Source organism: Enterococcus malodoratus, from assembly GCF_027659535.1.
Classification (GTDB): Bacteria; Bacillota; Bacilli; order Lactobacillales; family Enterococcaceae; genus Enterococcus_A; species Enterococcus_A malodoratus.
Genome location: NZ_JAQDPG010000011.1, coordinates 91302 through 115132, shown reverse-complemented (window position 1 = coordinate 115132; position 23831 = coordinate 91302). Strand labels below are relative to the sequence as shown.

Here is a 23831-nt window from a genome sequence, read left to right as displayed (position 1 = left end):
AAAATAATAATTAATTGATCGTAATCAACGCTTCACCAGGATTGATGACATCGCCTTCTTTTACATGCAGAGCAGAAACCGTGCCGGCTTTCCCAGCAACAATCTCATTCTCCATCTTCATTGCTTCTAAAATCATCAATGGCTGGTTTTCTTTTACCGAACTGCCGGGCGCCACTAAAATCTTTAAAATCGTTCCCGGCATTGGTGCTGTGATGGCATCCGCCCCTGCTGGAGCAGTTTCTACTATCGGTTCTGCTGCTGGTTCCGGATCAAGTGTTGCAGTCGCGGCCATCGTCGGTGCAGCAGCTGGTTGTGGTACGCCGCCGATTTCTTCCATTTCAACTAAATACTCGCTGCCATCAATGGCAATTTTGAATTTTCTTAACATAATGATGCCTCCATCTATTTTTTCTTAGCTACTCTTTTTACATTCAGCTGATTTCCATTCATGGTGGTCGCTGTTAAGCTGGCCGCAATCACTGAAACAAAACGAACTTCGGGGTTGCGTTTCATAATTCTTTTTACGACAAACTGGCTGTTCGGGTGGTCGCCCGCAGCAATAGCTGTAGCAATCAAACTGACACGTTCATGCTCATTTCTATCTGAAGAAACAAACGCAGGCAGCGGCTTCCAGCACGACTCAACATCTTTATTTTCGTTATTTTTAGGTTGTTTCTCAGCCATTTTTCGTTTTCCGAGTAATCGTTCAAAAATTCCCAACGCGCTACTCCTTTCCAACTATTTTTTTGCTCATCCACATTATAAAAGCATTCCAAACAGAAGAAATATAATTTAGTTAAACGAATTGTTCTTTCATTGTTTTTATTTTAAAAAAATCGATTAAAAATCATAAAAACGTTGATATAAAAGGTTTTTAACAGCGTTAAGATTTTGTTAATAACTTATTAAACAATGGCTAAGAATTATCAATTGAGAATTGTTCTTTTTCTGTTTTTTACGAAATTCCCGCTATCTAAATACTTGCATTTTGATTATTCTATAGTCGTCAAGCGGAGCAATTCTATCAAAACAAGCAGCTGCCATGGAAGAACTTCTATATGTTATTACGTTTTTTAATCGGTATTTATTGTTAACGCTTACAAAAATAGAGAGGAGAATATCATGTTACTAACTGTTTTATCTTATGCAATGATCATCATCTTCATGTTTGTAATAATGAAAAAGAAAATGTCGCCCTTTACCTCGTTAGTGATCATCCCATTGGTTTTTACGCTGGTGGCGATGGCTTCAGGTGTAGCCAAGAAAGGAAATATTGGGGATTTTGTTTTAGAGGGGATTCAAACAACAGCAAATACGGGAATCATGTTACTATTCGCGATTCTTTACTTTTCAATTATGCTGGATGCCGGACTATTCGATCCAATCACGAAAAAAATGATTCTCTTTGCTAAAGGAGATCCAATGAAAATTTTGGTTGCAACGGCGGTCGTTGCTGCGGCAGTTTCATTAAATGGTGATGGAACGACAACAACACTGATTTGCTGTTCTGCTTTCATTCCGATCTATAAGAAGTTGAATATGAAAATGATCAACCTTGGTGTTTTGGTAATTTTACAGAATACCATTATGAACTTACTACCTTGGGGCGGACCTACTGCACGAGCGATGGCGGTTCTAGAAGTAGACGCCGATATTCTGACTTATTTAGCTCCGGGAATGATCATTTCCCTTCTATATGTCATCTTCTTTGTTGCTCGTCGAATGGGTAAACAGGAACGTGAACGCTTAGGGATCACAGAATTGACCGATGCTGAAATCGAAGAAATGACCACCGTTACTGATCCCGAAACACTAAAGATCCGGCGGCCAAAAAACTTCCTATTCAATGCTGTACTGACATTTATTCTAATTGCTTGGTTGGTTTCCAGCTCATTCATTCCATCTATCGCGATGCCTCCGCTGCTATTGTTCTTGATCGGAACGTGTATCGCATTGATGGTCAACTATCCAGTTCTAAAGGATCAGTCAAAACGGATCGGCGACAATGGCGGCGACGCGGTCCAAGTAGTCATTTTAGTATTTGCGGCGGGCGTTTTCATGGGCTTATTCCAAGGTTCAGGAATGGCGGAAGCTTTGGCCTTGAGTTTCACCCAAATCGTTCCGAAGCAGCTTTCTGGTTTCTGGGGGCTGGTCATCGCTTTGATCTCTGCTCCAGGGACATTCTTCATTTCAAATGATGGTTTTTACTTTGGTGTCTTAACGGTTCTTGCCGAAGCCGGTCGTGAATACGGCTTCACCAACATGCAAATGGCTCTGGCTTCTTTAATGGGACAAGCGTTCCATCTATTAAGTCCTTTAGTCGCTTTCATCTATCTATTGCTTCGTCTAACTGGTTTGGACATGGGGCAATGGCAAAAGGAAACCGCAAAATACGCGTTAGGCGTTTTCGCAATTTTCATCGGTACGATTGTTTTACTTGGCCATATGCCAATCTATATTCCACAATAATCAATTAAAGGGATCAGGCTGTCTTAGCAGCCGGTCCCTTTCAGACGTATATCTTTTATGTATGGACTGTTCATTTTTTTACGAAAGGAACCTTTTTATGAATACAGTCGTCGAATCTGTACGAAAAAATTTAGATTTTACTCAAAATAAAACATTAAAAATTTTGATTTATGAAGCGTTCAAAAAAACTATAGTCCTGGGAGATATTCCAGCAGGCTCAAGAATCAATGAGAACGAGTTCGCCGATGTCTTGAATATCAGTCGAACGCCGATTCGTTTCGCCATGTCGCAACTAGTGAAGGAGCAATTAGTCGAACATGTTCCTCGAGTCGGCATTGTGGTCAAAGGAATCAGTATCAAGGATGCTCATGAAATTTATGAGATTCGAAAATCGTTAGATACTTTAGCTACGATCGCCGCGATGAAACAAATGAACGAAGAAGATTTTGCCGAACTGAAGAAAATTTTGGAACGTGGTGAAGAACTAAATAAGGAAGAAAAAGTCGACAGTGTCCTGCAGAATTTTTCTGATTTTAATGCCTTCATTTACGAAAAAAGCCAAATGTTTCGTTTGAAATCCTTTGTCCTAAGTCTGCAAGCCTACTTGCTCTACTTTAGAGATATCGCCATTCGTTCATCTGATCGTCGGGATCGAGCATTGGAGGAACATTGGCTGATTTTCCGCGGTATGCAAACCAAAGATGAGGATCAAATTCAATTAATTACTCATGAGCATCTTGATCACTCATTGAAATTTATTCTAGCTGAAATGGAGCGGCGCAAAATTGATTGAACCAACATTACAAACGATCGCTGCCTACGCGGAAAAAGCGCTGCTTTATGAAGTCTCACTGTCGCCAAAACCTGGTTTGGTCGATCGTTTAACTAATGGTGCGCATCAAGACATGGATTACGATACTTTTATTGACAGCATCACTGGCCTGCGTCCGTTTTTCATGCGCTACCTTCAAGCCGGCTTTAAACATCATGGAACAATGCCGCAATTATTCACACAACTGCGCCAAATCGGAATCGAAGCAGAAGCGGCTATGTTGAAAGCAACCGCTGGTATCAACACGCATAAGGGAGCGAATTTTTCTTTTGCCATATTGCTTGGCGCGACCGGCTACTATTTACAGCAATCATCCGCTCTTATTTTCAGTCCCGAGGATAGTCAAACGATAGTCCAATTAGCTAGTGAGATGACCACGGCTCTTGTCGAAAAGGACTTTCAGCAGTTACCAGCAAAAAAGAACCTATCTTATGGCGAAAAATTATATCTAGATTATGGACTGACCGGTATTCGCGGTGAAGCCGCGGCGGGCTATCCATCGTTAACTAAGCTTTCTCTCCCTTATCTGCGAAAAAGAAGCGAAGAAGCGACCGAAATACGCCTCTTACGAACTTTGATCTATTTAATGAGCGAAGTGGAAGATGGCAACCTTTTGCATCGCGGCGGCTATCAAATGTGGCAGCTCGTTCAAATGGAATGCAAAAAAATTCATCAAGAGAAGCTTCCCGCAGAAGAATTTCTTGATGAATTGGTACGTTATGATCGGCTCTTGATTCAACGGAATCTAAGTCCTGGTGGTTCCGCTGATCTTTTAGCATTAAGTATTTTTTTTGGTTTCTTAGAGGAGCTATTCTACTCTCCTTCTGGAATGAACGTGTACCCAATGCCCCAAACCGTTTTCAAGTAGCGGACATTTTTAGTGTCATCTTCGATTTTGTTTCGCAGATGATTGATGAAAACCATAATGGTATTCGCATCAAATTTGCCGTCATCCCAAACATTGCTGTAAATCTGTTCTTTGGAAAAAACTTGATCCGAATTTTCCATAAAAAACTGCATAAGCTTGATTTCCTTTGACGATAGCTTAATCAATTTCTCATTTTTGAAAAATTGATAGCGTAATTTATCTAAGCGAAAATTGCTTTTCACAATCTCCTTGTCACTGTTTTTCCGTGTCTGATCACGAATCAGTTTACCTCGGTCAAGCGTTGTTATGACTTGGGTTTTTAGGATATTTGGTGAAAATGGTTTGGTCAAATAATAGTCGGCGCCGACTTCCAATCCAGCGATAATTTCTTCTTCACTTTTTTTTCCGCTTAAAAAAAAGATTGGTACGATGGGATCTTGTTCACGTATAATCTGAGCTAAGTGATAGCCGTCATTTTCATGCTCCAGGCTAACATCTAACAGAAAAAGATCGAATTCGATTCTCGAAAGAATATCCACAGTTCGCTCAACGGAATCACTTTGATAAATAAGGATGCCCGTCGATTGTAATGATTTCCAAATTAACCGTCGAATCGCTGGATCATCATCAACTACCAGAATTTTTCCTTTTCGCATTGTCGCTTCCTCCTCGTGTTTCTGGACTGATTTGTATGAAAGGGTTAGGTCATGAAAAAACCGTCGAACAAATGGCTCTATGTCGGAATTATCACCGTATTATGTTTAACTATCTTAAGTATTCTTTATACCGCTTTTAGCTATTACAACACTCAAAAGCATGCATTAAAAATAGGTCAAAGTCAATTAGCAATCATAAATAATTCAACGATCAAAATTTTACAATTAGAGCTTGAGGCTTATTCCCTAGCACTGGAAAATTGCGCTACAGATATCCAAAACGGTGGACACGGCACAGTTCAAAACCAGCTGCAGAAAGAAGTGCCCGCCGCAAAAGGAATCTATCAGATCCAACCAAACGATCAGTTCAATAAAGGCTGGCAATTTCAAAAACATAAAATGCTTGATGCGGCGACTGCACCGGATTATCTCAAAAATGATCCTTTGTATTTAGACGCTTTACAGGGAAAAATTACGAAGAACGGACAAGCCTATTTTTATAAAAATACTTCCTATTTAAATTTGTATTATCCCATCTTCAAAGATTCGCAGATCCAATCGCTGATTGTTCTGCCTATCGATCTTGAAAAAGTCTATCAGAACAACTTTCAGCAGAATGAACAATTGAATGGATACTCCATGGTGAAAGATCAGGACATGGAAATTATTATGCATCCATCCACTCAGCAAATCGGATTATCTGTGGTAAAGGATCGCAAAAGAGAATTCCCTGACCTTGATTATTCTGATTTGAAACGCCTAGAAAAAGATCAATTGACTCATCAATCGGGAACCTTGAGCTATTATTCTTATTGGTGGACAGAAAATACACCAAAAAAGGTGTTGAAAATGACCGCTTATCGCTGGATCACTATTGGCGATGCTAAATGGATCGTGGCCAGTGTTTCTGATTTTAACGAACGCAACGGAACCGTTTTACAAAAAAGTCTGATCACATTGGCCTTGCTGGCTATTCTATTGATTGTAATTATCCTTCTTGCAATCACGATGCGCAACTATGCGAGACATAATCATACCTATTTGGAAAATATTCGATTAAAGGAACGACAGGCGTCCTTGAAGGAAAAGCATTCCTTAGAAAAGAATCTATTGCAAGAATCTAAATTGGAGACTATCGGCCTATTGACCACCTCGATCGTTCACGACATGAATAATTTCTTGACGCCGATGATCGGCAACCTGCAACTATTGATCGACGAACACAAAGACAATGAACTGCTCATCGCTGATTTGAACGAGGTCTACCATGCTGCTGAAAAAGGTCAGCAGTTATCAACTAATGTGCTCCGGTTCAGCCGTGTCAGTAATACCCAGAAAAAAACGTTCTCTATTAATGCCGTTATCAATGAAGCGCTCGATACGATGAGTATCTTGATTCCCAAATACACTAACCTAACACGCGATCTTCAGACAGATGGTCTCTGCTATATAGAAAAAGACGATTTACAAATTATTTTGTACAATTTGATCACTAATGCCTATCAAGCACGTAGTAAAGGAAATGTCATCCATGTGACGACTTATTCCGCTGATAAGCAGCAACTAGCACGTTTTGAGAAACATTCCTTAGGTTATCAGCATAAAAATATTCTTGTGATTGAGGTTCGAGACCATGGTCCCGGAATACCAAAAGAAATTGGTGATAAGATTTTTACGCCGTTCTTTACGACCAAACCAACCGATGGCGGAACCGGATTAGGATTGTTCATCGTCTCTTCAATCATTAAGAAAAACGATTGGCTGCTGGAAGTCGAAAGCTCGACGGATGGAACCCTCTTTCGAATTGCTCTGCCGATAAATTAATAAAACGATGCCGAATTTTTGGCATCGTTTTTTTGATGCAATCATCCGCTTCTCACTTAATTATAACGAGGATTCTTTTATCTAGACAGGAAGTACAACGAAAGAACAATCTTTTCAATTAATACACAACGAAAAAGCCGCCAAATTCGGCGGCTTCATTTTTTATGAGTGTAATTTTGCTTCTTTGGCTAGTGCTAGACAACCGATCGTTCCCGCATTGTTGCCAAGTTTCGGAGTAACGATATAGTCCTCTAATTCTGGTGTCTTCACATATTCGTTCACTAGTTCCTTAAAGCGAGCACGTACTTTTTTAACTAAGTGTTCTTGCTGCATCACACCGCCGCCAAAAATGATCACGTCTGGTGAAAACATCAAGGTCGTGTTGTAGGCGCATTGCGCGATGTAATCGGCTTCGATCTCCCAATAGGGGTCGTCTTCACTCAAGTCTTGCCCCTTGCGTCCTAAACGTTTTTCAATGGCTGGGCCTGCCGCCATACCTTCCAAACAATGTCCATGGAAAGGACAGCTGCCTGCAAAATCATCATTAGGATTACGACTCACCAGCACATGTCCCATCTCTGGATGGCTGAAGCCTTCGATGAAATTGCCCTTTTGCAAGGCACCGCCGCCAATACCCGTACCGATTGTGTAATAGACGACACTATTAACACCATCGCCACGGCCTTTTACATATTCGCCATAACAAGCGGCGTTCACATCTGTCGTCCAAGCGATTGGTAAATCGAATTCTTGCTTTAACGCGCCAACAAAATCAAAATTTTGCCAAGCAAGTTTCGGCGTTGAAGTAATATAGCCATAGGTTTTCGAATCCCGATGAATATCGATCGGACCGAATGAACCAACACCAATACTGACTAGTTGTTCCGCATATTTCTTGAAAAAGCCGATCACCAAGGCCATCGTTTCTTCAGGTGTGGTCGTTGGGTAGCTGGCCCGTTCTACGATTTCCAGCTCACTATCTCCCACAGAGCAAACAAATTTTGTTCCGCCGGCTTCGATGCCGCCAAATAATTTTTCCACTAAGCTTCACTCACAATCATTTAGATTTGTTCCACATACAAGGTCACAAATTTCGCGTGCCCGATGTTTTCAAGCTCTATTGTATCATTAATTATTGATAGCGGTTCCTTTGTTTCTTCTTTCAAGTCAACTTTTTCTGCTGCTTTGACGGCATGATTAAAGGTAATCTTTGCTCGACCATTTTCCTTCAACAGACCATTATAAAGACGTAAGATATATCCTGGCCGGTCTTCGGCTTTTTTCAAGACACTTAAAGTCAAATTCCCTTCGATTTCAAAAAGGCTGAAATTCGCCGGCAAAGTCTTTTCCACATCGCCTAAAGTAAAGATCAGACGCGAATTTAAAAACTCTGCATATTGATAAACTTCGATCGGTGTAACCACTTGTTTCGCAAGTTGCGCAACGTTTGACTGATCGAAACCATCCGCAAAATAAGCCACTGAAAAATCAAAGCTCATAGTTTTGTGGCATTGTGCATCGGGAGTAGCAATTACGGTCTCACCGGATGCACGACCCGGACGATACATCAGATTCTCTTTGCCCATAAAGCCATAGGTCCGGAAAATCGTTAAACGAATCGTATCGAAAGCTTCACCAACAATCTCATACTCTCGCACAGCTTTTGGCATCACGGAAACACCACGACGCTCCTCGAATAGACTAACGAAGGATTGACACGTTTCAACCGCGATCGGCTGTTCATTCCACTGCTCTTTATTGGCTTCCCAAAGCGCCATTTCCTTTTCAAAAACAACTGGACGCTCCAGCGTACCAAATTGCTGATCGGCGATCGAGAATTTCGAAGCGATTCCGGTATCAAATAGGACACAAACGCGATGACTATCCACCTTTTGATTTTCGGCAGTCAATGTGAAATCAATGATCGGCGAGTTTTTCCTTAAGGCTAATTCTAAAGCGATCGGGAATTCCGCCGAGGCCTTTTTCTCAGCCCGTTCAGCTAGATCCTTTGGTACCTTCAACATGAATTCTAAACGCACCGACTGATAAATAGCCGACTGCTTGATCGTGATTTCCGGTTCGAAATCAGCGGATGAAATCACCCAATCCTTAACTGGCGGCGAATAGTTGAAGGAATCACCATCATCCCCGTTTTCTTCAATGATTCCTTGATTCTTATAGAGTACTTCATTGGCTTTATCTAAAATATCTAAAGATCCGTTCTTATTGACTGTGATGTGGTAATAGCCATTTTCGATCACGTTATCAGAGATTGTCTGCAATGGTGCACTGCTGTCACCTTTAAGATCGATGGTCAATTGTGTATAGCCAACGCTTGGTACTTTGCTTGCTTCGAATGCGATTTTGGCTTTGTAGACTTTTTCTGGCAAATAGATTTCCTTAACAGAGTTCAATACGTTGCCTTGATTTAAGACATACTCTGTTTGATCGATCAGTTCTAAAATCGTGTATGGCAAAGAATCGCCCGCTTGATCAAGAAGCGCGAATTCTTTTTGCGGTAGGTAAACTTCCGCTTCAATCACACCTTCACGTTCTGTGTCATAAGTATTGAACAGCGTAAATGTGATTTCGTGTGCCTGCGGATTATCGATTGCGGTCGAGATTTGGCGCAAGGTTAATTCAACTAAGTTCATAGAGATATCCCGAGCCTGCTTGTAGCGCATATAGACATCTTCATTCGTTGTGTCCGATACACAGGAACCGATAGAATCATGGGCAGCATTCTCAAACATCAGCTTCCAGATTTCTTTGACTGTTTCGACAGGATATTCAAAACCGAGCTGCATCGCCATCGTCAGTACCGGCTCCATTACGTTCACTAGATAATGCTGAATCTGCGTGTTCATCGCCTTTAAATCAGAACGGGAAGAGAAAATCGTTTTGTGGATGCGCATCAGCTTGCCATTGATCAATTCACCCGCGACCTCTTCTAATTCCGGCTGACGTTCTTTAACTGTTGCGATATATTTTTCGATTGTTGAAAATTGCAGCTCGTATTCCGCTTGATAAAGTTTATTCATTTGACCGACTAGCTCAGGCAAATTTTCTCGCACGGGTGCTTGGTCAAAACCATTTGGGAAATAGACTTGATCGGTCGAACTGCGTCCCCATGTTGTTTTGAAGGGCTCTTGATGTAAAAATTCTGCTAAATCTTTTTCCCGTTCAGGAATCGCACCGCCGATATAATAACCGCTAGGAATTTGATAAACATTGACCACCGAACCATCTTCTCCGCGCCAAGTGTATTCTGTATGGGCCACATCGTCGTCACTCACCCCGCGCCAAAACATCGTGTCCTCGATACCAAACTCACGATAAATTTGCGGCATACTGGCTGCTTGCCCAAAGGAATCGGGCACATAGCCGACATTCATATAGTCGCCGAATTCTTCGCAAATCTTCATGCCGTATAACATATTGCGGACAATACTTTCACCAGAAATTACCAGCTGATCCGTTTGGGTATACCATGGACCAATGATCAGTTTGCCTTGTTGAACCAATTGCTTGATTCTGGCTTTATCCTGCGGACGCCAGTTCAAATAGTCATCCAATAGCGAGGCTTGTCCATCTAAAATGAAACTATCATAGGGAGTGTCTTTTTCTAAGTGCTCCAAAACTTTTTTCAAATCGTGCATCAAATAGATTTTTGAACGGCTGGTAGTAAAATACCATTCGCGATCCCAATGACTGTGAGGTACTACGTGTACTGTTTTTTTCATGCAAAAATTCCTCTCGTTTGATTAAAATAGGCACTCAACGATTTTCACCGTCAGTGCCTATTAATTTTTTTCGTTTATCGAACCCGCTTTTTAATTTTCAAAGCTGACATCGATGTCTTCCAAATCGATGTCTTCAGCTTTATCTTCCTGTTTGTTGAAGTTCACGAATAGTGGAGCGACAAAGCCGATAAAGGCTGCCCCAACGAATAAACCGACTAAGTAAGCCCAGCCATTACCAACGGTGAAGAATCCATAAATTCCTCCGACCGGCGGCATTTTTGCGTACATTCCAAGGGCAATACCTAACCCAGAAGCGATCGCACCGCCAATCATGTTGATTGGTACTAATTTCAAAGGGTTCACTAAAGTAAATGGAATCGCCCCTTCCGTGATCCCGATAAAGCCCATCACAAAATTGTTGCGTCCTGCATCCAATAATTCTTGGTTGAAACGTTTTTTATGGAACAAAGTAGCTAACGCATAGCCAAATGGCACAGCACAAATCGCTACATTTACAATAATCGCTGGTAAATAAACGCCTTCTGCCAATAGAACATTTCCGGCCATCCAAGCGGCTTTGTTGACTGGTCCGCCTAAGTCAGAACCGATCATTGCGCCCATGATCATCGCAAGCAAGATCTTGTTCACATCGTTTTCGATCATCGTACGAATCCAATCAACGAGACTGGTATTAATCCACGCGAGCGGTTCGGACAATAGAGCACCCATAACTATCGCTACCGATAATGTCGCGATCAGCGGTAAAATCACTAATGGCATAACCCCTGAGAATGATTCCGGTAATTTGATTTTTTCTCTAGACCATTTCACTAAATAACCCGCTAAGAACCCGGCAATTACAGCACCAAGGAACCCGGCATTGGTACTTGTCGCCACCGCACCGCCGATAAAACCAGCACCCAACGCGGCTTTGTCTCCAATAGAATAAGCAATAAATCCAGCCAATACCGTATTGATCAACCCGATCCCGGTCCACCCAACTTGCTCAATCAAATAAAGTGCATGCTTCAAACCTTCTGTTTCTGCGTAAGGATCTAAACTCGTCAGTCCCATACCCAATGCAATCATTTTCGGAATCGCGACGACTAAAGAAGCACCAATAATCAACGGCAACACAAAACTGATTCCACTCATTAAATGACCTTTGAAATCTGCTAGAACTTTTTTCATCATTCTTGCCCCTTTTCTTTAATTAGTTTGTCTTTGTTCAACAGCAGCGATACATTTCTTCAAAACAGCTTCCGGCGCTTTAATACATGTATTGATATTCACGCGAAGCTGCGGTTTTCCATCGAAGCGTTCTAAGCCAACCACCTTTTGATCCGTCGCCAACAGTAAAAAATCTGCCGCTCTTGCTTCTTCCGGGGTAATCTCATTGACCTGTCCCAGTGATCCTTGTTGTTCAATTTTGACATCATAACCTAATTTTACTCCAGCCTTTTCTAGTGCCTTCGCTGCCATCGGTGTGTGTGCCAATCCTGCTGGACAAGCGGAAATTCCTACGATTTTCATATGATCCTCTCTCCAATCATTTCTTTTTTAATCAATTCTACTAATTGTGTTTTATCCTCAGATTGTTGAATCTGTTGAGTAAACTCGTCTTCTAGCAAAGCCGTTGCCAACCGACTCAGCATTTCCAGATGGACGGTTCCTTCGTCTTTTTTTGGAACCATCAAGGCAAAAATATTTTTTACCTCAGAATCATCAAAGGTTTCCCATTCAACTTCATGTTTTAAACGAATAAACAAAACCGTCGGCTCCAGAACTGTCTCTGCCTTCGCATGAGGAATCGCGAAGCCATCTTGCAGTCCAGTCGAATACTCCGCTTCCCGTTCGTTAAAAGCCCCGCAGGTTTCGATCGCATTCGCGACATAACCTGATTCATAGGCATAATTTGCTATAACTTCAAACAGTTCTTCTTTCGAAGCGACCACTACATCCAGAAGGATATTATTTTCTTTAAAGTCCATATTGGAAACTCCTTTCTCATAATTTAGGAAGTAATTTTTCTTTGTAGCTAGTTTGACTCGTGTTTCGTTTTTCTTTACACGTTTAATTTACGAGTTCTGGGACTTTATGTAAACACTTCCAATTTCCAACTAATTTGGCAATTGTTAGTAAAGCGTTTTCCAAAGGGATTGCCAACTTTTTTGGAAAATAGCGGTACTGCTGAAAGATTTCAATCTTTTCTTCTATACTGTATGATTGGTTTAAGTACCGGAGGTGAACCAAGTGTCGAAGCTTGCTTATCAACGATTAGATGACCTATTGGAATTATTAGCCAAACAAACCACACCGCTACCGATGAAGGAATTAGCCAAGAGCTTTTCCATTTCTGAACGAACCGTGCGGACAGACATTGCGAATCTGAATGACCTATTAAGCAACGTCGGTGCCACGATCACACTGGTTCGGGGACAGGGCTATTTGCTGACGATTCTTTCCAAAGAACAATTCAATGACTGGTGGACAAAAAGCATGTCTTCTGCAGATTCTTTTTTGACGACAAGCGAAGAACGACAGGCATATTTACTCTTTCTTCTATTTAAGAATGAAACCCCTTTATCATTAGACGATTTTCTAGATCAGCTGTTCATTAGTAAAAACACGTTCTATTCCTATTTGAAAACTGCGCGCGATAATTTGATGACCTATCAATTAAAAATCGTGAATCGTCCGAATATTGGTTTTGAGCTTTTAGGGAATGAATTTGCGAAACGACAGGCGATCAGCGATTTGTTGATCGAAAAGGATTTGCAAGAATATTTGATTGGTTTCACTGAAATGGAGCTGGCTCTCTTTGATAATATCGACCTAGAGCTCTTACAGGACTTAGAACTCACCTATCTCGCACCTTTGGAATTATTGGATTCGGATTACTATCATAAAAATATCCTTTCTCATTTTGCATTAGCGATCAGCCGCTTTTTAGCGGGTCATGAAATGACTGGATTTCCTTTGCGTGTACCAATCCTAAAACAGCATGCACAAAAAGCCTTATGTCATTTTTTAGATGAGATTGACCAAGCCTTTGATATTCAATTGAGCAGTGGAGAAAAAGAATATTTCACCTACTATTTAGCATTGAATGCTCCGCGGTTAGTTGAAACAGCATCGACCAGCAATTCTTCTAGTGAGACAGCCAAAGCGATCGTTGATGACTTACTGCATGCCATTAAACGAACGTCTAATTTTGACTGGGTCGAAGATAAGATGCTGATTGAAGACCTAACTTCTCATATCGAAGGTTTTATCAATATGAACTTAATGGAGGCACGCCGCAGCAATCCCTTATTAGCAACGATCAAAAAGTCCTTTCCACAGGCTTATGATCTCTGTTTGACTCATTTAGAAATATTGGGCAAACAGCATGGATTGTATTTTTCTCAGGATGAGGTCGGATATATCGCACTGCACATCGCCGGCGCAATGGAAAGAAACTCCAGCAGTGCCCATCGAAAATATCGCGTAATCCTAGTTTGCGGGACCGGTCGCGCTATGAGCCGGATCATTGAAGCTAAGATCAACAAAAATTATCAAGAAACGATCGAAGTAGTGGATCGCCTTTCGTATGTGGAGTTGCAGCAGCACAATCTATCCACTGTTGATTTTGTGATCACGACCGTTCCGTTGGAGCAATTAAGTATTCCTCATATCTATATCAATATGGCAAAATTAGATAAAGAAATCGTAAAAATTGAACACTTCATAGAGAATTTTAAAGGCTCGAAGGCCGAAATCTACTCATTATTTTACGAAGACTTTTTTCTTCACGAAGATTTTGATACTAAGGACCAACTGCTTAAAAAAATGACTCAGCAATTATTTCAAAAGGATTTTGTCCCAGAGAATTTTCATGCCAGCATTATGAAACGAGAAGCGATCAACCAAACCAATATTAACGAATGGTTGGCGATCCCGCATCCGATGTCCTTATTAGCCAAACAATCTGCCGTGTCGGTAGCAGTCATTCCGAATGGTGTGGATTGGGGCGAAGGCGATCTGGTAAAATTTGTCTTCCTCTTTGCTATCAGCAAGGAAGACTACGAGGATACCGAAGAGATCTACAGCCTGCTGTTAGAGTTAATGGAACGTGAAGAAATTCAACAAGCGATCTTGCAGAACAGTGAATACAAAAACTTTTTAGAGCACATCAAACAATTATAAAAAGGAGCCGGGAAATCTTCCCAGCTCCTTTAAGCTTATCTCAATGCCGCTTTGATACTTTTCGCAGCCTTTAGCGGATCGGCCGCATTCAAGATTCCGCTGCCGACAATCACGATATCTGGTTCTAATGCGACATAATCACCAACCGTTTCACTGTTAATTCCGCCGGCTACAGCAACTTTTACTTTTTTCGTATATTGCTTCAATTCTTTTAAATCCTCCAAAGGTGTTCGTCCAGCATGCTGCTGATCTGCCCCAGTATGAACCGCGATAACATCAACACCTAAAGCCTCAATAACCGGAATGCGTTCAGCATAATTCTGTACACAAATCAGGTCTACCATAACTTGCCGATCCTGTTTTTGCGCCTGTTCCACACACCCCTTGATCGTCAAATCATCGGTGATTCCTAAAACAGTTACATATTCAGCGCCGGCATCATAAGCCAATTGTGCTTCATACGACCCCGCATCCATAATTTTTGCATCACATAATACTTCAAGCTTCGGATAACTCGCCTTAATTTGGCGCACCGCTTCACGGCCTGCATCAATCAAAAACGGTGTGCCTACCTCCACAATATCAACATACGGATGCAGTTCTTTTAATGCCTCAAGTGCCTCAGCTAGATTTAACTCGTCAATCGCTAGTTGTAATTTCATTTATTTTCCTCCTTTATGACTTCATTCTAAATTCGCGTGCTTTTCAAATGCACGATCCGTCGGTATCTTTTGTTCTAGCGCCAGCTCAACAATCAAGGAATCCGCCAGCAATAGCACTGCTTCTTCAAACATACTGCCGCCAGGTAAAATCCCCTTTTGGTTCTCTCTACTCTCGGGAAGTTTGTCCGTATAGGCTGGAATTCTGATGATTCCAGCTGATAGTTTCGCTAAAGTCGATTCTGGAAAAATGGTAAGGCTGATGATTTCTCCGCCAATTTCACGGGCTTTGCTTGCTGTGTTAATCAATGATGCCGTTTCGCCTGATGCGCTGGCAAGTATCAATAGATCATCTGGCAAAAATGCCGGTGTCGTCACTTCGCCTACGACATAAACGTCATAACCTAAATGCATCAAGCGCATCGCTAATCCTTTTAACATCAGCAATGAACGTCCCGCTCCCGATACGAAAATTCGCTTTGCTTGCTTAATTCCTGTAGCCAAACGATCGATTTCTTCTTGATCGATGTTCTTCAACGTATTTGCTAGTTCCATCGCCGCTGTATAAGCTACCTCTTTGGTTTCCATTCTATTCCTCCTCGTTTTTATAACTTGCGACAAACATATCTAACGTTCCCGCGATCTCTAAGGAATCGACTCCGGCTGGAACCAAGATCGTTTCACCTTTCGAGACAATCACATCATTCACCTTGCCTTCACCTTCTACTATAGTAATGAAGACAAAACGTGCGAGCTGATACGTGCCCCGATCTTCCGTTTTGATTCGGCTTAAACTGTATAAACCCGGTTCATCCCAATAATCAGTAATCTCACAGCCAGCTTTTTTATAAGGTTCGATCCAAACAAATCCTTCTGAGGTATCAGGAACCAGAACATTTTCCAATACCTTGTCAATGTGCAGTTCTCTTTCTTCACCAGTTTCTGGTTCGATTCTGCCATAATCATATAAGCGATACGTCAGATCCGCGTTACGAGAAATGTTGTAGGTCAAGACATCTCGATTTATTGCATGCAAGGTGCCTGCGGGAATGTCAATAAAGTAATCTTTCTTAGCTGGTAAATACTTCAGTAATTTTCCCCATTCACCAGTCTCCGCCCATTCGGCAAATTCCTTTTTGCTTTTCGCATGATGGCCAAATTCGATCTTGCCATCCGCAGGTGTATCTAAAATTACCCAAGCTTCTGGTTTCCCCCGTGAGTTATCATGTTCCAATGCATATGCGTCATCAGGATGAAGCTGAACCGATAAATCCGATAAAGGATCCAATAAATTGACTCGAATCGGCAGCTCCTCCGTATCGCAATCAAACCAGTCCGGATATTCTGTATAAAGCTGAGAAAGAGTCAGATCAGTCCCTGCCACCGGACAATCCGCTGCGCCTGGCAAAGCAACAACATTGTACACTTCTCCAATTGGATAGAGATCCGTCTGATAATTAAATGTTTCAAGCATCCGTTTACCGCCCCAAATTCGCGGTTCAAAAAAAGGTAAAATCTTTACTATTTGTTTTTCCATCAAAAACCAACCTTTCTATTTTGTTTTGCTTCACAATTCAAATTATACATATATTTTTGGTTTTATCAAGATAAACCAAAAAAATAATTTTGTTTTGCCAACAATATAAATATTTTGTGCTATAATTCTCTAAGGAGGGATCGTATGCGTTTATCCAGTGAAGAACGAAGAAACAAAATTCTCCATGAAGTCATGAATCAAAAAGTGGTTTCGATCAATAATTTAGCTGCAAAATTTCAAGTAACGACAGAAACCATCAGAAAAGACGTCGGTTTTCTTCAAGAAAAAAACTTACTAGCAAAAAAACATGGTTCAGTCGAATTGACAAAACCCTTCTTAGAAAGCGAATTTTCAGTTAAAGAAAAACAGCAAATGAAAGAAAAAAACGCGATCGCGGAAAAAGCTTTGGCCTTTATTCCACAAAACGCGTCGCTTTATTTAGATACCAGTACCACTGTTTTACAGTTAGCAAAATTGCTTGTGATGCGCAATGATTTAACGATCGTGACAAATTCACTGCAAATCAGCCAAATCCTAGCGACCTCTGATAATCAAGTCCTATTAGCTGGCGGTCAATTCCGCAAAAAAAGTAATTCCTACGTGGGCGCTTGGACTTTAAATGCTTTACAAAGTTTAAATCTCGACTTAGGCTTTTTAGGCTGTGATGGCTTCTCCAAAACGGGACCGACAATTCGCTCCTATCAAGAATTGGAAATCAAGAGCACCGTTATTGCTCACTGCAAAAAAAATATGATCCTCTGCGACAGCTCAAAAATCGGCAATCAAGGTCTCTACACTTTCGCGGACTTTCAAGACATTGATATGGTCTTGGCAGAACGTCAACTGACTGAGGACGAACGAAAAAACTTTCCGGATGAGCTGCTCTTTTATTCGCAAGATTAAAAAAACTCCTGCTGAAAAATTTCTCGGCAGGAGCTTTTTACTATTTAGTTTCCTTTTTTGCTTGTTCAATCCTAGTTAAAATGTCTTCTGTTGTAGTCGTTTGTCCCAACTTAACAAATAATTTTTCGAAAAAAACTTGATGCAGCTCATCATCGCGATCGGCACAGGCATCTTCTACTACAATGACCTTATACCCATGCTGATACGCATCTAGGGCAGTTGCATAAACACCGTTGGCTGTTGCTACGCCCGTTAAGATAATCGTATCGATATCACGACGGCGCAATTGCAAATCTAAATCCGTTCCAAAGAATGCACCGGGATTATGCTTCGTTACTTTAATGATATTTCCAGTACTTTCATCCGTCGCAATCGGCATCACATAGTCAGCAAACGCCGCAGGTAAATCGGTGTATGCTCGACCACTGCGCTCCTTATTCAAAAATTGCATTGTCGTCGGATCAACGTTGACCAGCGTGATCCAACCTGCTGTATTTTTCAACGCTTCGGCTAATTGATTATTCTTTTCCAATACCTCTGAAGCAGTGTAAGGCTTCAACTCGCCAGTCCCCATAATCCCTTTTTGCAAATCAATGACGACCAAAGCCGTTCTCGCTAAATCTAAATTCTTCAAATAAAACACTCGCTTTCTATTTCTCAAAAAGTACCTTCCGTAATCTACGCCATTTTTCATTGAAAATCCAGTTAAACTAGTCAATTTAAGAAGGAAAACGTTTCATTTAATATTTGTGATCCCTCAATTTGCTAGGTACAATAAAGAGGAATAGCCTGTTTGATATTTCTCACAAAGGAGGAACGTATTATGAAGAAAGCATTGCTCGTCGTGCATCGGTATAAACCAGAAAAAGATGATGAATGGGGTTCTATCGCAAAAGATTACGCTACTTCGGATATGATCGAAAACATTGCTAAAATACATCCAAACTATGATTGGCGTCCTGCTTCTTTGGCGGAGGCTAGACAATTAATGCATGACCTTAAAATCGATCGGCTGATTTTAGTCCCCATGTTGAAGGAACATATCGAAGAATTAAACGCTTATCCTGATGTTCAGGTCGATTCCCTCACTCCTGGCGAGTACGGCAAAGTAAGCAAGCCGCCATTCAACTTTCTAAAAAAAGATTATTTAACGTGATTCATTCTCGCGAAAAAACCACTCTCCTTTTGAAAGGAAAGTGGTTTTAATTTAATCCTGTTCTTCTAAAAACTGATAGACTGCACCAATCAAATTCGCTTGACTCAAAAATTTACAGGGCATAATAGAAGCCTTTAATTCCTTCGCGCCTTTTTTCAGCAATAATTGCTGCACCCGTTCTTCTATATTGAACAATAAATCTTCTCTTGTTGATATTCCACCGCCGATCAATACTCGATCCGGGTCCAATGAAACCAAAATGTTATAGATACCGATACTCAAGGCATTGTAGAAGTAGTCGATCTGTTCTTGAGCCAATTCATCGCCAGCTTCAGCCAAGTCAAAGATTTCTTTGCTGGTATAGTTTCGATCGTCCGCCTTGATGTTTGAAAAACGTTTAGACATAGCCACCGGACTGCCTAGGTCGCTCAACGTTTCCAAAGTATCATTGTTCATGATCTGATACCCGAATTCGCCGCCAAATAAATTCGTCCCTGAGCGTAATTTCCCATTGATCGCGATTCCGCCGCCAATTCCCGTACCGATAATCATAAGTGCAGCCGACTCTAACCCTTTCGCATTTCCCTGCCAAATCTCAGCTAGCGCCGCACAATTCGCGTCATTTTGAAAGGAGACCGGCACACTTAAAAAGTCTGCCAATTCTTGCTTGATCGGAAAACGATGAAGATACGGCACGGCGCTTACGCCATAGATCACACCCTCTTCGACATTGACCGCTCCCGGCGCACTGATTGCCACCCCGTCAGTGATTTGATGTTCTTCCACCAACAATTTTAAATACGCTTTCATTTCATCCCATGTTTTTGGTGTTGGATAGCTAGGCAGCTCTGTTAACGCCTCATTTCCCCATAATCCGCCTTTGATCGCCGATCCGCCGATATCGATTGCTAATATTTTTTGACTCAACACTTTTCCTCCCTAAAAACGGCAAAAGAACTTTTTCTTTTGCCGTTTATTTCTATCTTTTAATTTTAATGAATATGAAACATCGTTACAATATTCTTCTTTATCGAAAAAACAAATTCCAGCAAAAAAATCAGCCGGTCGATTTATTTTTTTAGTTTTAAATAATGCAAAGCCAAATTGCAGTAAGTCATATTCGCCCAGGAAAACCATTCTCGGGTAAACTGATTAGGATCATCTACATTGATACCTTCATGACATTGCAAAGTACCTGCATCTGTTTTTGAAATCAGTTGAAGTTTTGCTTCGATCACTGCTAAATCATCTGATGTTAAGCCTTCCATCGCCAAAGAAATCGGCCATACATAAGCGGATGGTGTATGCGGACTGCCAATCCCCTTCAGACATTCACCAGTATAATAATAAGGATTCGCAGTGCTCAAGATTTTACTTCGAGTAACGAGGTAAGTTGGATCATTTTCTGCGCAAAAGCCTAAAAATGGCAGCGAGAGTAAACTAGGTACATTCGCATCATCCATAAATAAACTATTTCCTAGCCCATCGACTTCATAGGCGTAGTAATACTCGCCATTTTCATCGACTAAACGTCCATATTTTTCAATTCCTTGTGTGATCTCCGCCAACAAGCGAGTCATTTTCTCTTCAAGTTTCGGATTCGATTTTTTCGGCAGCAACTCTAATAACTGTTTCAAAATAACCACGATGAACTGATTCCCCGGAATAAAGTAACCATAGTAACAAGCATCATCACTCGGACGAAAACCGCTCCATACCATGCCTGTATACTCAATCGGACGGCCTTTTCCATCACAAGGAATTGTATCAGATGGCGGACAATCTGTCCGAACAAAGGTGTACATTGAAGTCTCATGATGCTGCTCGCGAATGAATGTATCTATCGCAACAGAAGCAGCTTCCCAAAATTTTGGGTTCAAATGCTCAGTATAACCTGCTTGCTGCAACTGATACCCTAAGAAAAACGGAGCACATAGTGAATCAATTTCAAATTTACGTTCCCAAACTAACGCCGAAATAGGAACATTTGATGTGTCATTACTGTAGTGTCCGCCATCCGCTTCTTTGTTAAAAGCATTCGAGTATGGGTCATGCAGCAAATAAGTTAATTGCTGCTCCAAAACTCCATGAACCAATTTTTTAACGGCCGGAACTTTGTCTGCAATCATTAAATATGGCAGCACTTGAAATGTGGAGTCACGCAACCACATCGCTGGAATATCTCCAGTCGCTACAAAAATTTCACCATTTTCACGAACCGATACTGTATTCGTGATCGTATCAACGAAGGCCTGACGAAAAAGCTTTGTTTCTTTTTCTGTAGGAAGCTCTACTGTATCAGCATAAGCTTGAATTTCTTCAATTAGTTTTTTCTGATCAATCATTGCTTCTCCCATCTTTTCCTCGATTGAAGTAGATACCATATGTGCGAATCTCCCCGCTGTTGAAGTCGGCCAGTTCAAATTCAGTTACATTTGACGCAATAGAACGGATAAATTTTCCTTCTAAATCAAGTAATACGATATTCGCAGGCTGTTCAAAGGATAGTTTTCCGGGAGCTGTTTTAATAGTCTCAAAAGTATTATATAAGCGCAGTTCAAATCCGCTATTATCGATCGTTGGCAAGAAGCTGCTAAAAACGACCGCTAAATCTTCCACCGTGATGAATGATTTTAAAACAAGTTCTTTTTGCAACGGATTTACTGGAAAATATTGAATCGGTGTAGTAAACCGATTGATCGTCTGCGTTTGATAGTACAAGTTTTCCTGAGTAGTTTCCAAATAGAGCATCTGTAATTTTTGCGGATTGTACAGATTTTCTAAAACGATACTGCCTTCAAAAACAAGTTCTCCAATTAATTGACTTTGCGGTGTTGGCACTACTTTTGTTTGCAATCCAGAGGCATCACCGGGTCTTCTCAAAGTATCTGGACGACCTAAAAATCCTACTCCGCGAAACAAAGTGATTGCCAATGTATCATACATTTCTCCTACCACTTGAAAATCTTTTGTTCCTCTGGTCAAAAAACTCCAACTTGATTGTTCATCATGAATATTGGCAAAATGGATCATTGGACGCATACTAGTCGGCTCTTCCTTATACCCGATTTCTCGCCAATCATGTAAATGTGTATCTTCAACTGGACGTTTGATCACACCAAATTGTGTATCCGCGTAAGAGTATGCCGCCTGAACATCTGTTACGATCATTAATCGCAAACGATGATCCAGTACGTGATTGTCAATCGTCAATTTCACATCGATTGCCGTACTATTTTTAGCCAGTTGTAATTCCAATATATAGTCAACTTTGCCATCTAATTCTTGTGCTTTACGTGACTCAAGGTTATACGGGAGTTTCCATTGACCCTCCACGATGATTCGGCTGAGTAAATTTCCTTGCTCGATCCTCACGTCTTTTGTCTGCGTGAAATCAAGAGTCAGTACCCAATCATCAAAGGCCGGAGAAAAATCATATGTGTCGCCTTCGTCTCCCCCGTCTTCAACTTTCAAGAAATCAATCTGCCAAGTTTGCTTGTTCTTTGAGAACAGATCAAACTTTCCTTCTTTAAATTGTAGTAAAAAGTGTTCATTTTCGATTCGTTCGGCTTTGTTGAGCGACTTTGCCAAATCCTCTGTTTCTAAAAGCTGCAGCTGCAGCCATCCCATCGCAGGTAAGTCGCACTCCAACATAATCGTTGACAAATAATAGTAATCATCAATCATCTCAGATCGATCACGTCGCAAACAGCCGGCATTTTCTTTTTGCTGATCAACAATTTCAAAATCGATTACATTCCCTGCCTGATCCATTAAGGAGAAGGACGAGTTTTTCGTCGAAACAATGATTTTACGTATTGTCGCATTTGTAAATGGCAATGGATTCCAAATAAACAAGTCATTTTCCTGTTCGTTATTCAACGAGATGCTTAGTTTTCTCAACAAATAATCAACACACGATTGTGCCTCTTGTAATGCGTTGATTCCACGCATCAAGATATCTTGGTTCGTTTCATCACTATTACAGCCACCGGCGCTGTCATGCGCTTGACCGCGTGCGACAGTTTTCCAAAGACTATTGATCAGTCCTTGTTTTGTCGCGATCCCGTAATTGTTTGCAAGAGCCGACATGGGTTCCAATTGGTACGTAAGCACTCGCTCCAACTGATCATAAACTCGTTTCAAGTCATAGCGTGAAGAATAAATACCTCGATGGATTTTTGAATCAGACGGATCAATGAACTCACCAGATAATTCTTTAAAAGAGGCCTCGTTTTTCTCTAAGGCTTTAAAAAAATCCGGATAGCTGCTTTCGATGAATTGACTATCATTTTCAATTACTTGATTCGCTTTAGCAATCCGCTCTTTTAAATTGAAATCAATTGCACGCTGATCTCCTCCGACCGGTAATACATGTGCATTGCTTTCCGTTTCTGTTGAAATACGATCAAATAAATCAGCAAAATTATCCTGTTCAATCAAATCAACGCCAGCATAATACCCGTTTTTGATATTAGCAGTCAGAACTTTTGAACCATCATTACTTGTCCAATAGAAATAGCGTACCTGAGCTTCTTTAGGCATCCCTCGCCAAAACAATGCTTGCTCAATCCCGAAACCGTTAAAGATTTTCGGCATATCTTGACTTTGCCCAAAGGAATCAGGTAAATAGCCGATTCGCATACAGCTACCTAAATTCTCAGCTTCTTGAATCCCAATTCGCAGATTGCGAACCGTTGACTCCCCAGAGGTCGTCATCTCATCGATTTGTGTAAACCACGGACCAACAAATAAACGACCAGCTGTCACTAATTTCTTGATTTGTTCTTCCTTTTCAGGAAAAATCGTCAAATAATCCTCCACGATCGACATCTGACCATCTAATGTATAATAATCTAATTGGTTGTTTTCCAATGCGGCTAAAACCTCATCCATATGGAAAATAAATTGAACCCGGGCTTCCTGTCTCGTAAAATACCATTCATAATCCCAATGGGTGTGAGCTACCGTGTAAATATCCTTCATCACAAAAAAT

At 41.1% G+C, this 23831-nt stretch carries 22 protein-coding genes; 7 read left to right on the top strand and 15 right to left on the bottom strand.

Annotated elements, in window-relative coordinates; all coding sequences use genetic code 11:
* Positions 1-10: 10 nt before the first annotated feature.
* Positions 11-388 carry an acetyl-CoA carboxylase biotin carboxyl carrier protein subunit gene (locus PGP85_RS16960; protein WP_251865642.1) on the bottom strand — a complete coding sequence of 126 codons (378 nt, stop codon included), beginning with the start codon at positions 386-388 and terminating at the stop codon, positions 11-13.
* 14 nt (positions 389-402) lie between these two features.
* Positions 403-720 (bottom strand): hypothetical protein, encoded by a 318-nt coding sequence (locus PGP85_RS16955; protein ID WP_270328567.1) that lies wholly within the window; start codon positions 718-720, stop codon positions 403-405.
* Positions 721-1122: 402 nt separating this feature from the next.
* Between PGP85_RS16955 and PGP85_RS16950 the strand changes: the two genes are divergently transcribed.
* From PGP85_RS16950 to citG, 3 genes are all read left to right on the top strand, one after another.
* Positions 1123-2469, top strand: a complete 1347-nt coding sequence (locus tag PGP85_RS16950; protein ID WP_270328565.1) for a CitMHS family transporter — start codon at positions 1123-1125, stop codon at positions 2467-2469.
* Between the two features lie 97 nt (positions 2470-2566).
* Complete coding sequence (locus PGP85_RS16945) at positions 2567-3262, top strand: GntR family transcriptional regulator (RefSeq protein ID WP_010743069.1); 696 nt, start codon at positions 2567-2569, stop codon at positions 3260-3262.
* The gene (citG, locus tag PGP85_RS16940) at positions 3255-4169 is read left to right on the top strand and encodes a triphosphoribosyl-dephospho-CoA synthase CitG (RefSeq protein ID WP_010743068.1); all 915 of its coding nucleotides are present in this window, start codon (positions 3255-3257) and stop codon (positions 4167-4169) included. Before PGP85_RS16945 ends, citG begins: the two co-directional genes overlap by 8 nt.
* Here citG and PGP85_RS16935 read toward each other — a convergent pair.
* A complete protein-coding gene (locus PGP85_RS16935; protein ID WP_270328564.1) occupies positions 4115-4825 on the bottom strand; it encodes a response regulator transcription factor in 711 nt (236 codons plus the stop codon). The two genes, citG and PGP85_RS16935, sit on opposite strands and share 55 nt — an antisense overlap.
* Positions 4826-4876: 51 nt before the next feature.
* Between PGP85_RS16935 and PGP85_RS16930 the strand changes: the two genes are divergently transcribed.
* Positions 4877-6649, top strand: coding sequence for a sensor histidine kinase (locus PGP85_RS16930; protein WP_270328563.1), 1773 nt, complete (start codon positions 4877-4879; stop codon positions 6647-6649).
* A gap of 162 nt (positions 6650-6811) precedes the next feature.
* Here the strand turns inward: PGP85_RS16930 and scrK are convergent, their stop codons facing one another.
* From scrK to PGP85_RS16905, 5 genes are all read right to left on the bottom strand, one after another.
* Positions 6812-7690, bottom strand: coding sequence for a fructokinase ScrK (gene scrK, locus PGP85_RS16925; RefSeq protein WP_010743065.1), 879 nt, complete (start codon positions 7688-7690; stop codon positions 6812-6814).
* Between the two features lie 20 nt (positions 7691-7710).
* Positions 7711-10392, bottom strand: coding sequence for a mannosylglycerate hydrolase (gene mngB / locus PGP85_RS16920; RefSeq protein ID WP_270328562.1), 2682 nt, complete (start codon positions 10390-10392; stop codon positions 7711-7713).
* A 90-nt stretch (positions 10393-10482) separates the two neighbouring features.
* Positions 10483-11583, bottom strand: a complete 1101-nt coding sequence (locus PGP85_RS16915; protein WP_090403662.1) for a PTS fructose transporter subunit IIC — start codon at positions 11581-11583, stop codon at positions 10483-10485.
* 18 nt (positions 11584-11601) lie between these two features.
* Positions 11602-11925 carry a PTS fructose transporter subunit IIB gene (locus tag PGP85_RS16910; protein ID WP_010743062.1) on the bottom strand — a complete coding sequence of 108 codons (324 nt, stop codon included), beginning with the start codon at positions 11923-11925 and terminating at the stop codon, positions 11602-11604.
* Entirely contained in the window at positions 11922-12383 is a 462-nt protein-coding gene (locus PGP85_RS16905) for a PTS sugar transporter subunit IIA (protein ID WP_270328553.1), read from the bottom strand. Before PGP85_RS16905 ends, PGP85_RS16910 begins: the two co-directional genes overlap by 4 nt.
* Before the next feature lie 262 nt (positions 12384-12645).
* Between PGP85_RS16905 and PGP85_RS16900 the strand changes: the two genes are divergently transcribed.
* The gene (locus tag PGP85_RS16900; RefSeq protein ID WP_270328552.1) at positions 12646-14580 is read left to right on the top strand and encodes a BglG family transcription antiterminator; all 1935 of its coding nucleotides are present in this window, start codon (positions 12646-12648) and stop codon (positions 14578-14580) included.
* Between the two features lie 35 nt (positions 14581-14615).
* Here PGP85_RS16900 and hxlA read toward each other — a convergent pair whose 3' ends face one another.
* Genes hxlA through PGP85_RS16885 form a run of 3 tightly spaced genes read right to left on the bottom strand, consistent with a single transcriptional unit; the run spans position 14616 to position 16776 of the window.
* Complete coding sequence (hxlA, locus tag PGP85_RS16895; RefSeq protein WP_270328550.1) at positions 14616-15242, bottom strand: 3-hexulose-6-phosphate synthase; 627 nt, start codon at positions 15240-15242, stop codon at positions 14616-14618.
* A gap of 21 nt (positions 15243-15263) precedes the next feature.
* On the bottom strand, positions 15264-15827 hold the full coding sequence (gene hxlB / locus PGP85_RS16890; protein ID WP_270328549.1) for a 6-phospho-3-hexuloisomerase: 564 nt from the start codon (positions 15825-15827) through the stop codon (positions 15264-15266).
* A gap of 1 nt (position 15828) precedes the next feature.
* Entirely contained in the window at positions 15829-16776 is a 948-nt protein-coding gene (locus PGP85_RS16885; RefSeq protein WP_270328547.1) for a class I mannose-6-phosphate isomerase, read from the bottom strand.
* 144 nt (positions 16777-16920) lie between these two features.
* Here PGP85_RS16885 and PGP85_RS16880 point away from each other — a divergent pair, with 144 nt between their 5' ends.
* A complete protein-coding gene (locus tag PGP85_RS16880) occupies positions 16921-17679 on the top strand; it encodes a DeoR/GlpR family DNA-binding transcription regulator (RefSeq protein WP_270328545.1) in 759 nt (252 codons plus the stop codon).
* Between the two features lie 40 nt (positions 17680-17719).
* Here the strand turns inward: PGP85_RS16880 and PGP85_RS16875 are convergent, their stop codons facing one another.
* A complete protein-coding gene (locus tag PGP85_RS16875; RefSeq protein ID WP_270328543.1) occupies positions 17720-18373 on the bottom strand; it encodes an isochorismatase family protein in 654 nt (217 codons plus the stop codon).
* Between the two features lie 129 nt (positions 18374-18502).
* Here PGP85_RS16875 and PGP85_RS16870 point away from each other — a divergent pair, with 129 nt between their 5' ends.
* Complete coding sequence (locus tag PGP85_RS16870; RefSeq protein WP_270328542.1) at positions 18503-18835, top strand: hypothetical protein; 333 nt, start codon at positions 18503-18505, stop codon at positions 18833-18835.
* Positions 18836-18886: 51 nt separating this feature from the next.
* Here PGP85_RS16870 and PGP85_RS16865 read toward each other — a convergent pair whose 3' ends face one another.
* The 3 genes from PGP85_RS16865 to PGP85_RS16855 form a co-directional block, all read right to left on the bottom strand.
* Positions 18887-19765 (bottom strand): ROK family protein, encoded by an 879-nt coding sequence (locus PGP85_RS16865; RefSeq protein ID WP_270328540.1) that lies wholly within the window; start codon positions 19763-19765, stop codon positions 18887-18889.
* 140 nt (positions 19766-19905) lie between these two features.
* A complete protein-coding gene (locus tag PGP85_RS16860) occupies positions 19906-21219 on the bottom strand; it encodes a glycoside hydrolase family 125 protein (protein WP_010743052.1) in 1314 nt (437 codons plus the stop codon).
* On the bottom strand, positions 21173-23821 hold the full coding sequence (locus PGP85_RS16855) for a glycoside hydrolase family 38 N-terminal domain-containing protein (protein ID WP_010743051.1): 2649 nt from the start codon (positions 23819-23821) through the stop codon (positions 21173-21175). Before PGP85_RS16855 ends, PGP85_RS16860 begins: the two co-directional genes overlap by 47 nt.
* Positions 23822-23831 lie beyond the last annotated feature (10 nt).

Excerpts from the sequence above, each read along its gene's own strand:
- PGP85_RS16960 (WP_251865642.1), bottom strand. The coding sequence starts at position 388 with ATGTTAAGAAAATTCAAAATTGCCATTGATGGCAGCGAGTATTTAGTT.
- PGP85_RS16950 (WP_270328565.1), top strand. The coding sequence starts at position 1,123 with ATGTTACTAACTGTTTTATCTTATGCAATGATCATCATCTTCATGTTT.
- PGP85_RS16945 (WP_010743069.1), top strand. The coding sequence starts at position 2,567 with ATGAATACAGTCGTCGAATCTGTACGAAAAAATTTAGATTTTACTCAA.
- PGP85_RS16935 (WP_270328564.1), bottom strand. The coding sequence starts at position 4,825 with ATGCGAAAAGGAAAAATTCTGGTAGTTGATGATGATCCAGCGATTCGA.
- PGP85_RS16930 (WP_270328563.1), top strand. The coding sequence starts at position 4,877 with ATGAAAAAACCGTCGAACAAATGGCTCTATGTCGGAATTATCACCGTA.
- mngB (WP_270328562.1), bottom strand. The coding sequence starts at position 10,392 with ATGAAAAAAACAGTACACGTAGTACCTCACAGTCATTGGGATCGCGAA.
- PGP85_RS16915 (WP_090403662.1), bottom strand. The coding sequence starts at position 11,583 with ATGAAAAAAGTTCTAGCAGATTTCAAAGGTCATTTAATGAGTGGAATC.
- PGP85_RS16910 (WP_010743062.1), bottom strand. The coding sequence starts at position 11,925 with ATGAAAATCGTAGGAATTTCCGCTTGTCCAGCAGGATTGGCACACACA.
- PGP85_RS16905 (WP_270328553.1), bottom strand. The coding sequence starts at position 12,383 with ATGGACTTTAAAGAAAATAATATCCTTCTGGATGTAGTGGTCGCTTCG.
- hxlA (WP_270328550.1), bottom strand. The coding sequence starts at position 15,242 with ATGAAATTACAACTAGCGATTGACGAGTTAAATCTAGCTGAGGCACTT.
- hxlB (WP_270328549.1), bottom strand. The coding sequence starts at position 15,827 with ATGGAAACCAAAGAGGTAGCTTATACAGCGGCGATGGAACTAGCAAAT.
- PGP85_RS16885 (WP_270328547.1), bottom strand. The coding sequence starts at position 16,776 with ATGGAAAAACAAATAGTAAAGATTTTACCTTTTTTTGAACCGCGAATT.
- PGP85_RS16880 (WP_270328545.1), top strand. The coding sequence starts at position 16,921 with ATGCGTTTATCCAGTGAAGAACGAAGAAACAAAATTCTCCATGAAGTC.
- PGP85_RS16875 (WP_270328543.1), bottom strand. The coding sequence starts at position 18,373 with ATGAAAAATGGCGTAGATTACGGAAGGTACTTTTTGAGAAATAGAAAG.
- PGP85_RS16870 (WP_270328542.1), top strand. The coding sequence starts at position 18,503 with ATGAAGAAAGCATTGCTCGTCGTGCATCGGTATAAACCAGAAAAAGAT.
- PGP85_RS16860 (WP_010743052.1), bottom strand. The coding sequence starts at position 21,219 with ATGGTATCTACTTCAATCGAGGAAAAGATGGGAGAAGCAATGATTGAT.
- PGP85_RS16855 (WP_010743051.1), bottom strand. The coding sequence starts at position 23,821 with ATGAAGGATATTTACACGGTAGCTCACACCCATTGGGATTATGAATGG.